General features: G+C 39.3%; 8 protein-coding genes. 4 read left to right on the forward strand and 4 right to left on the reverse strand.

Annotation, left to right across the window (positions count from 1 at the left end):
* Window positions 1-275: 275 nt before the first annotated feature.
* Window positions 276-935, forward strand: coding sequence for an NADPH-dependent FMN reductase (locus ACHUE3_RS01910; RefSeq protein WP_394189621.1), 660 nt, complete (start codon window positions 276-278; stop codon window positions 933-935).
* A 72-nt stretch (window positions 936-1,007) separates the two neighbouring features.
* Here the strand turns inward: ACHUE3_RS01910 and ACHUE3_RS01915 are convergent, their stop codons facing one another.
* The 3 genes from ACHUE3_RS01915 to ACHUE3_RS01925 form a co-directional block, all read right to left on the reverse strand.
* The gene (locus ACHUE3_RS01915) at window positions 1,008-2,006 is read right to left on the reverse strand and encodes an isoaspartyl peptidase/L-asparaginase family protein (protein WP_394189623.1); all 999 of its coding nucleotides are present in this window, start codon (window positions 2,004-2,006) and stop codon (window positions 1,008-1,010) included.
* 68 nt (window positions 2,007-2,074) lie between these two features.
* Window positions 2,075-4,924: a discoidin domain-containing protein gene (locus ACHUE3_RS01920; protein WP_394189625.1), complete on the reverse strand. Its 2,850-nt coding sequence runs from the start codon at window positions 4,922-4,924 to the stop codon at window positions 2,075-2,077.
* Window positions 4,925-5,040: 116 nt separating this feature from the next.
* A complete protein-coding gene (locus tag ACHUE3_RS01925; RefSeq protein WP_394189627.1) occupies window positions 5,041-8,022 on the reverse strand; it encodes a TonB-dependent receptor in 2,982 nt (993 codons plus the stop codon).
* Window positions 8,023-8,415: 393 nt separating this feature from the next.
* Here ACHUE3_RS01925 and ACHUE3_RS01930 point away from each other — a divergent pair, with 393 nt between their 5' ends.
* Together ACHUE3_RS01930 and ACHUE3_RS01935 are read left to right on the forward strand one after the other, a co-directional pair.
* Window positions 8,416-9,156, forward strand: coding sequence for a copper homeostasis protein CutC (locus ACHUE3_RS01930; protein ID WP_394189629.1), 741 nt, complete (start codon window positions 8,416-8,418; stop codon window positions 9,154-9,156).
* On the forward strand, window positions 9,149-10,027 hold the full coding sequence (locus tag ACHUE3_RS01935; RefSeq protein ID WP_394189631.1) for a glucosamine kinase nucleotide-binding domain-containing protein: 879 nt from the start codon (window positions 9,149-9,151) through the stop codon (window positions 10,025-10,027). Before ACHUE3_RS01930 ends, ACHUE3_RS01935 begins: the two co-directional genes overlap by 8 nt.
* Here the strand turns inward: ACHUE3_RS01935 and ACHUE3_RS01940 are convergent.
* On the reverse strand, window positions 10,017-10,739 hold the full coding sequence (locus ACHUE3_RS01940; protein WP_394189633.1) for an AraC family transcriptional regulator: 723 nt from the start codon (window positions 10,737-10,739) through the stop codon (window positions 10,017-10,019). The genes ACHUE3_RS01935 and ACHUE3_RS01940 overlap by 11 nt on opposite strands.
* 161 nt (window positions 10,740-10,900) lie before the next feature.
* Here ACHUE3_RS01940 and ACHUE3_RS01945 point away from each other — a divergent pair, with 161 nt between their 5' ends.
* Entirely contained in the window at window positions 10,901-12,061 is a 1,161-nt protein-coding gene (locus tag ACHUE3_RS01945; RefSeq protein WP_394189635.1) for a Gfo/Idh/MocA family protein, read from the forward strand.
* Window positions 12,062-12,063 lie beyond the last annotated feature (2 nt).

Below are 12,063 nucleotides of genomic sequence, written 5' to 3' on the forward strand. Positions count from 1 at the left end.
TTTTTTAGAACCACTTAATATATGTTGAGCTACAAAATTTTAGTATGATAGGCCATTCAATTAGCTAGAATTGATGTTATTCAATTGCTTACTTGATGACATAACACCCAAAAATAAAATACACTTTATTCAATTAACCATATACTTAACTAACCCGTAAAGTTTGGGTTTAGGCATTTTACTTAAGGTAATTTTTAACTAGCATTTAGACTTTATACCTTAAGTAATGAATGGCGATTTATAATAAACTGTTAATATCAGTCAGGAGAAAGTGGATGAAGTTTCTTATTTTTTTAGGCACTGTGCGCGACAGTACTCCACCAAGACCTGCTCGCTTAGGATTACGGGTTGCAAAATCATGCCTAAGTTATTTACAAAGCACTTATTCAGACCATCAATTTGAATTAGTTGATCCATTAGATTATCCATTAGAGCCTGTATTTAAACCGCAATTTGTCTATGCCAAAGGTAAAGCACCCGAGCTACTCAATACCCTTGCAGAAAAAATAGCCGCAGCTAATGGATATGTTATGGTAAGCCCTGAATATAATCATTCTATGAGCCCTGCCCTTGCTAACTTATTAAATCATTTTGCTAGCTCATCGTTCGCCTATAAGCCGAGCGCGATTGTTACCTATTCTGCAGGTCAATGGGGCGGAATGCGAGCAGCGATTGGTATGCGTACGTTTTTAGCTGAACTTGGTTGCTTATCGGTCTCTGCAATGATTCATATTTCTAAAGCACAAGATGTGTTTAAAGAGGATGGTTCTAATATAATAGCCGAAGAGGAAAGTGCATGGATGAACTATTACAGCCGCACATTTAACCAGTTAATGTGGTGGGCATCAGCAACAAACCAATACAAAAATGAAGTAAAACCGAATGATATGATAGGCAATTTTAAAAGCTCACCATCTCAACGAAATGCACCTTAACCTATAAATATATATCCAAATACATGTTTATAGGTCACTTGCAGCCTGGTTATTGAGTACTATTCTATTGCGCTAAACCAAGCTATTTGCATCGATTAACTTATTTTCTTGTTTTGATTTAACCGCATAATTAAAACCTGGTTGAATGCAATATGAGCCATACTCACCCGCTTTATTTAATGCTAAGAACCCTACCTGAAATCGCTTATAATCACCTAACTTGCTGGCAATACGCTCAACAGCTGCTTTGCATGCCTCCGTAGGTGACATACCTTGGCGCATCATTTCAACCACAAGGTGACACCCTACAGTTTTCATCATCAATTCGCCCATTCCAGTTGCTGTCGCAGCACCAATGTCATTGTCTACATATAAGCCAGCCCCAATAATAGGTGAATCACCCACTCGCCCTGCCATTTTAAATGCTGCACCACTGGTGGTACACGCTCCTGATAAGTTACCGTGGCTATCTAGTGCTAACATACCTATGGTGTCGTGATTTTCAATATTGATAACAGGTGCGTATTTTGATTCCACCAGCCAATCTTGCCAGACTTTCTTGGCGTTTGCTGTGAGTAAGTTTTCCTCTACAAATCCTTGTGTTTTAGCAAATTGCAGTGCGCCTTCACCAACCAACATCACATGCGGTGTTTTGTCCATTACTAGACGAGCAACTGAAATTGGGTGTTTAATATTTTGCAGATAGGCCACTGAGCCACAATTTTGATTTTCATCCATAATGCATGCATCAAGGGTGACGTTACCTTCTCTATCTGGGTACCCACCGTACCCAACAGTCATTACATCTGGGTCGGCTTCAGGGATTCTAACACCTGCTTCAACTGCATCTATAGCTTTGCCTTGCTGGCTAAGAACCTGCCAAGCGGCTTGATTTGCGGCTAAGCCATGCTGCCAAGTTGACACGACGATAGGCATATTGCGTATTTTTGACTTGTTGGTTCTAGCTGTAATCTGAGGCGAGCTTGCCATACTTTTACTCGTTAATGTTGAGGCACCTAAAGCAAGTAAAGTTGTAATTGATTGTTTTAAAAATGTTCGTTTAGTATTCATTGGTTAACCTAGCTTTTCATCAATAATAAAAAAGGCCAGAATAAGCTCTGACCTTTGGTCTGTTAAAATTACTGCTCTAAGCCTAGTAACTCAATTTCTGCGATTTGAACGAGTCCATCATTGTTTGCATTTTTACTAATGTTTAAACGATAGCTTAAATAGCCAAAACCATTACTGAAATCAAAGGTACGGCGTTCAAAACGGGTAGCCCAGCTTTCTCCTACCCATGCTGCAACTTCAACCCATGTCTCTCCACCATCATTTGAGCCCAGTAAACTAAAGTTTTCTGGGTCACGCTCTGGCGCATCATTTGCACTTGTAATAGCTAGACCGCTAACAACTTGTTTTTGAGTAAAATCTACTTGGATCCAAGAAGGGTCATCAGTTGTAGGTGCGCCTTGCCAATCATTGTGATCAAGCCATTTTGTATTAACATCACCATCAAACGCTTTATCAGCACTTTCACCATCGCCAATGCTATAGCGAGCGCTGTAAATAGCATCAGGTAAGCGACTTAAGTCTGTGTAGGCATAATCAGGGCCAACCGTGGCGATTTCAGCAATTTGTACTAAACCATCATTATTAGCATTTTTGCTTACTGACAAACGATAATAGCTATAAGCTAAGTTATTACTAAATGGGAGGTTTTTTTGTTCATAACGCTGTTCAAATGTTTCACCAACCCACGAAGCTAAATTAACCCAATCCTCTGCATTATTAGAACCCAAAATACTAAATGATTCTGGGTCACGCTCTGGTGCATCCCCAGCACTGGTTATTGACAATACATTCACCGCTTTTCCCTGGGGTAACTGAACTTGTATCCAAGCAGGGTCTTCGTCAGTTGGTGCGCCTTGCCAATCATTGTGGTCAAGCCATTTTGTGTTAACGTCATTATCAAAAGCTTGGGCTGCACTTTCACTGTCGCTAATACTATAGCGCGCACTATACTTCACGCCATCTGCTTTGCTGTGATCTAAACCTGGTTTCACAGGGCCGATTAAGTCTATATTGGCTATTTGCAGCAACCCATCATTATTCTTATTTTTACTGATTTCTAATCGGTAGCTTGTAAATGCTACTTGATTTTGAAATGTAAAGGCTCTTCTTTGCGCTCTTTCATCAAATGATTCACCTACCCAATTTGCAAGTTCAAGCCAAGTTGTTCCGCCATCATTTGAGGCAAATAATGTAAAGTTTTCTGGATCGCGCTCTGGTGCATCATTAGCACTTGTAATCGCTAACGTATCAACTGCAACAGCACTGTCGAAATCCATTTGTATCCACGATGGATCAGCTTCGGTTGGAGCGCCGTTCCAGTCATTATGATCAAGCCATTTAGTAGATGGGTCGTTATCAAATGCCTTATCTTGGTTTTCTGCATCGCCAATGCTGTATCGAGCCGTTGCTACGCCATTCATTTCATTCGTATGGTCAACACTATTAAACACTGGGCCAATCATTTGAATATCTGATAACTGCACTAAGCCGTCATTATTTTTGTTCTTTGTTATATTGATGCGATAGCTTTTAAATTTTTGAGCATTAGTAAAGCTGAACTCTTGTCGCAAAAAACGTTCATCAAATGATGCACCGACAAAGCTGGCAAGGTTTGACCATGTTTCTCCAGCATCATTCGATCCTAAGATTGTGAAGTTTTCTGGGTCTCGCTCAGGAGCATCATTAGCACTTGTAATAAATAGACTGTTCACTGCATGAGGATTTGTAAAATCAACCTGTATCCAAGAAGGATCCTCCTCAGTAGGTGCGCCTAACCAATCATTGTGGTCTAACCATTTAGTATCAATATTTGAATCAAATGCTTTTGCTGCATCCTCGGCATCACTTATTGCATTTCTTGCAGTGTAAACAGCACCCGCTAAATTTGCTTGTGTTGTTACCTCTTGTAATGGACCCGTTGATACGGGTTCATCAAATAATGACAGTGATACATCTACAATTAGATCAGCCGTTAATCCAAGTTGCTCTGTTAACGGATGAATACTGATAGCATCAAAGGTTGATTGACGAAGCGTCTCTAAAGCAACGCTATCCTCTGCGAGTGCCAACTGAATATTCTGCTGGGCAGAATCTAAAATTGTTTTTAATGTTTGAGTGTCACTGTATTGAGCGAATGATGCATTAAGTAAAGACAATTTAATGGTTGTTTCATCAGCATATTTAATTGAACAGACCTGCTCACCAGCATCATTTTCTTCGCAGTTTTCACCCTCAATAAAGTTTTCAAGTTTATCCGCGCCAATTACCGGTGTTGTAAATACATTACTGTTACTTGTGTTCCAACCCAACAACCTTAATAACAGATCAGACACCTGACTTTGTGCTAATACCATCAATTCTGGTGTGGATACATTCTTACCTTCATTAATCTGTTGTTCTAATAATTGTGTTGCAAGTGTGGTAAGTGCATTAGCTTGAAGTGTTGTATCCTCTACGCCATTGTTTGTATTACCATAATCAACAGATAATTGACCTAAAGTAGTAAAGGTGTTTCCTGCAATTGCTCCTTCTGCTGTTAACTGTGCAAAGTCTGTCTCACCACACTGCAAAGCATCGCACAACATAGTTGAGCTTTCACTCGTTACAACATTTAGCTTAACGGTGGTGTTAATTCCAAAGCCAGGGGCTGATGCCAATTCGACAAAAAACTTTCCTTCATTGTCTGTAAATTGAGTGCCACTAATTGTTAGCTCAGTACCATTTAATGCGCTTACTGATATATCTGCGTTTGCAATTGAACCTTTTACTACTGAACCTGCAATTTCTGCATATGTCATATCTGGTTTAACAGGAACATCCTCTTTTTGAGGATCGTTACTCCCTCCTCCACAGCCACTTAATAATCCAGCAGTGAGAATAGGAGTCCCTACAAGTTTAAAAAATTTTAGTTTATTCATAATAGTGCCTTAAAAATTCAGGTATCGTTTACACACCAACTTGCCTTAGTCGTTATTTTTTATGGCGTAGCCAGTTGATTTTATTAGTGTATTAATATGTACTTATTGATATGGTTTTAAAAACGATAAGTCATGCCGGCATAGTATCTACGTCCACTGTAACTACTACTACGCAGGCGATTTTTACTATCGTCACCATAATAAGTACGCGCTTCTTCCTTGGTTAAGTTGATTACCGATACAGACAGAATAAGATTTTCTATAATGTTATAAGACGCGTTCAAATCAACTTGTTGATAGGGTTCTTGTGAAACGGTTAAGCCATCTGCAAGGCCTAATGCCATTTTTCCTCGACGGTTATAAGAAGCTCTAACGCTGTAGTCTTGATTTTCAAAGTATGCAGAAAAGTTAAATTGATCATCTGCGCTGCCAACAAGTGCAGACTCACCAACTTTCTCACCATCCACACTAACATCAGCCTGATTTGTATCATTTAAGGTGTAGTTAGCATTGATCCCAAAACCATTTTCAAAAGAATGCTGTGCAAAGATTTCAATGCCGCGAGATGTTGCGTTAGTACCATTTGCTGTTGTTGTAAATGGAGTAACGGTAATATCACCTGCAGGTACTATTTCTTCATTTGTGAATGGGTTTGTAAAACCTTCAAATGGGCGCTCTGAGGTTATAATTAATGGCACGATAAAGTTATCGACATCTTTATTAAATAAAGCAACACCAACGGCAGAGCCAACACCATAGTAATATTCAGCCGACAAATCTAATTGTACTGATTCAAATGGTTCAAGGGCTTTATTGCCGCCCGAGCCACTCCACCCTTGATCAACTGGGTTACCTCTAAACTCAAGGCGATCATCAGCCCATTCTTGGGATATAAAAGTAAGTTGTTCTGGCGCACCTAAATCATTAAATGGTGCTCGTGACATGGTTTTAGCAGCAGCGGCTCTAACCACAAGTGAATCATTTGCTTCCCAGACTAGATTTAAACTAGGCAGAAAACGTTCATCTTTTACCCTGCGCGTGGTCATTGTTTCCACATCAACTAAACGCTCATCGCCTAAGATGTCTTCGCCAGTTACATCGTTAATATCATCTAAAAAATAATTAATCTTGTCTGACGACATAATTTGGGTTTGTGTTTCAACATAACGTACACCGACATTGCCGCGGAAATCACCAAACGAAAAGTCAGCTTGTAAATAAGCCGCTGTGATTTCTTCTTCAATATCAAACACAAAATCTGGCTCTCGTCTGGTATATTTAGCGTATTCACTGGTAACTATACTGCGGTACTTTTGCCAGTTGATGCTTGGCATAGTATTAACTTCAAAACCACCCGCTATGTTTTGTTCTGACTCTGCATTAAGCACGTCTTGAAGGCTTGGCATTCCACCGATCCATTGATAGGCTACTTCGTCAATCGCACCTTGGCTGAATGGGTCTAAATCTCCACTCGCGATGCGGTTAGCGCCCTCTTGTGTTATAAAAAATGTATTGTTGGTTTCACGGTGTAAGCTTGCTTTTCGATGTTTAACACCCACACGAATTGTATCTACGATGCCATAAGCTATGTGGTAATCTAAATCCAATTGACCATAATCTTCAACCAAGTCACTGACAATAAAGCTTGAGCCAGTTGAACCAGGATCGGGGTCGCCTGCAACGCCCGATTGTAAGTTTGCTAATAGTGCAGGATCTGCATAAAGTGATACGCGATCACCTAAACGCCAACCTGCAAATGATGCGGCATTTTCATTAACGCCTGAATCACTTCGGCTTGCTGGTTGACCACTTTTATAAGCCGCATTAAATGACTCAGAAGGCCCACCACTTGCTTCTGTTCGACCAAATTTACCGCTTAAGTCAAAGAGGTCGCCTGCATATTCAAATGAAAAGTCATAAGTATCAGATGTGTCTTTTTCTTTTGTATAGCTACCTATAATCCAAGGAAACTCTAAATTACCCTCACTGCCACCTGCCCCGCTGGTAAAATCCATTCCGGTGACAATTGTTCCAGTTTCATCGAGTAAAACGCCTGTTAAGTAATCAGGATTGTATTTCCATTCTGGGATCATTAATTGAGATGTCGTGCGATCTTGCCCCAGTTCGAAGTGAAAATGATTAAAGGTAAGTTCTAAATTATCTGATGGGCGCCATTGAAAAGTCGCTTGAATTCCAACTCGTTCACGGGCCTCTTGCGTAATTCCAACACCAGCAACTTGAGGTGCCCAAACACCATCGTATGTGTTGCCGTATGCATCTTCTAATGCATCAAAACGTCTAGTACTATCTGTTATTTCGTTGCCATTAGTATCTGTTGCAGGTAAATCACTGCTCGTTGCCCAGCGCCATCCCCCGCCGCCTGACATATTGCCTGTAAGCGATCTGTTTGTACGCTCTTGATTTGTATATCCAAGTAAAAAACCCAAATTTTCATCTTCATTCTTCCAAGAGTAAACACCACTAAAGTTGGGTTCATATTCTTTTGTAACATCAGCGTAAGTATACTCAACATTCAATACACCAGAGTTAGCTTCCATGTCTAAGGGTGTTCGGCTATTTAGAATAACAGTACCACCAACTCCCCCTTCATCTAAACGAGCTTCAGATGATTTAAACACTTCAACAGACTTAACCATGGTTGATGGCAATAAAGAATAACTAAAGGAACGTGATGGAGAGCCCGGAGACGACGCTATAAAGTTACCATTTAACTGGGTAAGGGTTAAATCAGATGAAAGCCCTCTAATACTCACATTTTCTCCTTCGCCACCACTTCTAGAGATCACAACACCGGGTACACGCTGTAAGGAGTCTGCTACATTTTTATCAGGAAATTTACCAATATCCTCAGCCGTTATAGCATCAACAATTGAATTTGAAAGACGTTTAATAGCTAGATTCTCTGCCATTGAAGAACGAATACCTCGCACCTCTATAACTTCAATGTCATCTTCTTGTTCGTTTTTTTCATTTTGCGCCAATGCATTACTCGAGCTTGCAATTATCGCCAACATCAATGCTGACTTTCGAAACCGCCAAGCAAGGTTTGGCGAGCCTAAACTATTATTATTGTTCATGTTTATCTCCATTCACTGTGTGTATTCTTGTGTTGTGTAAGCCTTAATGAGGTCAAACAATGAGTTAAACCTAAAAACCAATAAATAATTTCAAGGTTAAATTGTTGTTAAATCACAATTCCAGAATAGGGTTTTACAATTAAAAGCGATAATAGAAATTCGGTTAACAATGCTACAAAATCGGCGTTTAGTATATTTTATTATCTATTTTAATTTGAATTGGTTTATAGTCTTAAACCGTAAAAACTTAAATTAGTTATTGTGAAGTGTATTAACTGTTCAGAAAATAAAGAGCTATATTACTAATTAAAAAGGATTTTATAGTTTATTTCTGACTAGCGCCAAGCAATTAATAATTTATATCTGTTAAATAATTTATTTTTAGGAAAAGTAGTGATAGGTAAAAACTTAGAAATTTGTATAAATTCCGATAACCTCATAAGCCTACCTATTAATTTAAATAGCGCATTTATCGGAGGAGCAAAAAGAGTTGAGTTGTGCAGTGCAATGCATCTTGATGGGCTAACACCAGAAAGTTCTGCAATCAAAATGTGTGCACAGCAAATACCTGCACACGGTGAGCTTCTTGTAATGATAAGACCTGTAGCAAATAAGTTTACTGTTAATAAAACACTATTAAATACGATGATCTCTCAAATAATAAGTGCAGCAGATCTAGGTGCAACGGGTGTAGTGTTTGGCGCAATATGTGGATCAGAAGTAGACATAAATGCAACTCAACAACTTGTGTCATGTGCACAAAAGCACGGTTTAAAAACAACATTTCATCGCGCATTTGATTGTATAAGTAATAAACAACAAGCAATAAAGCAACTTATTGATTTAGGTATTGAGCGAGTCCTAACCAATGGCAATCATTGGAATGAAAATCAGCCTATTTTGCATAACATATATCAATTAGAACAACTCATTGAACAGGCACAAAATAACATAGAAGTCGTTATAGGTGGTGGTGTAACAGCCCAAAACGCAGCTAAACTATGGCAACTCGCGGATGGCAATTTAGTATCGCTTCATACACACTCAGGCGTACTTAACAGCAAGGGCTTTATCAATCCATTATTGATAAGTAAAATTTTAGATAATACTGAAAAGCAGGCATTAAATGATTGATAAAAAACCACAGTTATTTTTAGGTATTGATGGCGGCGGAACAAAATGCCGTGTCAGGCTTGAAAACGCAAAAGGCGATTTACTCGCTCAAGCACAAAGTAGTGCTGCAAATATTGCAACGTCAGTACAAATAGCACAAAAATCTATTGTTGATGCAACAATGCAGGCACTAAAAGAGGCAAATTTACCAGCCTCTGTACTGCCTTCTATAAATGCTTATGCGGGACTTGCAGGGGCAAACATTGAAAGCGCAAAAATTGCTATGTCTGAATGGTTGCACCCGTTTGCACAATTTAATTTTTCTACAGATTTACATATAGCCTGTCATGGTGCACACGAAAGTAACAATGGCGCAATTATCATTCTTGGTACAGGTTTTTGTGCTGGTGTAATTAATAATAACAAAGTAACAGAACTAGGTGGCCATGGACTACTTTTAAGTGATGGTGCCAGCGGTAGCTGGATTGGTCTTGCTCTTTTTCGTCATACTTTAGAAGTGCTAGATGGCCTTTATTCAAGTACGCCATTAGTTGAGGAGTTTTTAGCTCAGACCAAGTTTGCCACTGCGCACCAGCTAACTCAACATGCAATGAACGAAAAACCAGCTTATTTCGCACGTTTCGCACCACTGGTATTTGCTATGCATGAAGACCCTATTGCTAAGTCTATTATTCAAAAAGCAGTAGACTACACCACCCGTTACATCGAACATTTAGTACAGCTTGGATTTACAGATATATCCTTAGTCGGTGGCGTCGCAGATAAAATAAGCGCTTACTTATCCACAAATATACAAGGATACCTATGTGATGCGAAGTATTCACCGGAGCAAGGGGCTATTCAACTGGCTAGAAATTATACTAACGGTTAATGTTTTCACGCATTTGTGAAGGTACTTCACCAAATAAACGTCTAAATTGTTTACTAAAATAGCTGGGTTCTGCAAAGCCACATTGGTAAGCTATTTGCGAAATAGGTAAGCGTGTTTCAACTAACAATTTGCGTGCATTTTCTAAACGTATTTCGTTAATAAATTGGTTCGGCGTTTTAGCTAAATGTTTTTTGAAGCGCCTTTCTAATGCACTCACAGATAAGTGTGCAAGTTCCGCTAAGTGCTCTATGTTGATAGGGCGTGAATAATGTTCGCGAATATAATCTACCGGCCCTTCTATTGCTCTTACATGGGACAAGGCTTTAGAGGTTTTTTGAAGGTGGCGTGTAATACCATAAGTACCGACAATTTCTTTATCCAAATAAATTGCTTTTTTAGATGTAGAAAACCAGGCTAGTTCTCCATTTGATGTATGATTTAATTCAAGCCTGTCGGTGACAGTTCCCCCTAGCATTACTCGCTTGTCATCATTTACGTATTGGAACGCAAGATGCTTTGGTGAAAAATCGTAATCAGTTTTTAACGCTATTTGCTCAAACGTTTTATAACCCTGATGTTCAATAAAGTGTTGATTAGCAAAAAGAACCCGACTTTCAGTATCTTTTACCCAAAACAAAATATCAGGCAACAAATCAAATGCTGATATTAGTTGATTGACCCCTGCTCTATCAATAATTTGTTGAATATCCAATACACTTAACCTCGATAATTAACTTGAAACTAAATATATAAAACGCCGATTTTGTTGCATTGTCAACCGAATTTTTATTACCCCTGACGATGACCATTCACTATTATTAATAACATGATATTAACTAAATTCAATAGATTGCTATTGAGGTGGTATTTTAGATGAATAATCCCAAAATCAGAATGGGAATGGTGGGTGGCGCTGAAGGTGCATTTATTGGTGCAATTCATCGTATTGCAGCTAGACTCGATGGGTTAATTGATCTTGTAGCGGGTTCTTTTAGCTCTAATCCAGCTCTCACAGAAAAAACAGCAGCCATGCTTGGTATTGACTCCTGTAGGAGTTATGACACTTACCAGCAGATGTTTATTGAAGAAACAAAGTTACCTGTTGATCAGCGCATAGATTTTGTAGTTATTGTTACCCCTAACCACCTTCATTTCCCAATCGCTAAATTAGCCATTGAGAGCGGTTTTCACGTTTTATCAGATAAACCTGCCACATTAAACCTACAAGAAGCACTGAGCTTAAAACTAAGTTTAGATAACAGTGATTGTTTATACGGCTTAACCCATACCTATACCGGTTACCCAATGATTAAAGAAGCGAAATATCGCATCTCCCAAGGCGAGATAGGCACAATTCGTAAAGTCATTGTTGAATACTCTCAAGGTTGGCTTTGTGATACAGAAGACGAACAAGTAAAGCAAGCCCAATGGCGCTTAGACCCAAAGCAAGCTGGAATAAGCTGTTGTATCGCTGATATTGGCGTACATGCAGCTAATTTAACAGAGTATGTTAGCGGCCTTGAGATTAGCTCACTTTGTGCTGATCTGAATCACGTTGTGCCGGGCAGAACACTCGATGATGATGGTACAGTTTTGTTGCGTTTTAATAATGATAGTAAAGGTGTGCTACTCGCGAGCCAAGTCGCTCTTGGCGAAGAGAATAATTTATCTCTTCGCATTTACGGTGATAAAGCAAGTTTAGAGTGGAATCAAATGGAGCCAAATAGTTTATGGCTCAAAAGTCATAACGCGCCAACAACATTATTACGTGCGGGCGTTGGGCTAATAAGTGAAGCAGCACAAAACTCGCTTCGAGCACCCGCAGGCCACCCAGAAGGTTACCTCGAAGCTTTTGCCAATATATACGTCAACTTTGCAAATCAAATAAACGCGAAAAAAGCAGGGAAAACAGCAACAAATGAAGAGTTCGATGTACCCGGTATAAAAGATGCGATTAGAGGCATGGCATTTATTGAAAATGCAGTAGCCGCCTCTAAAGAAGAGACTAAATGGCACTCATTTAAAATTGGATAGAG

Source organism: Pseudoalteromonas atlantica (genome assembly GCF_043641955.1).
Classification (GTDB): domain Bacteria; phylum Pseudomonadota; class Gammaproteobacteria; order Enterobacterales; family Alteromonadaceae; genus Pseudoalteromonas; species Pseudoalteromonas atlantica_A.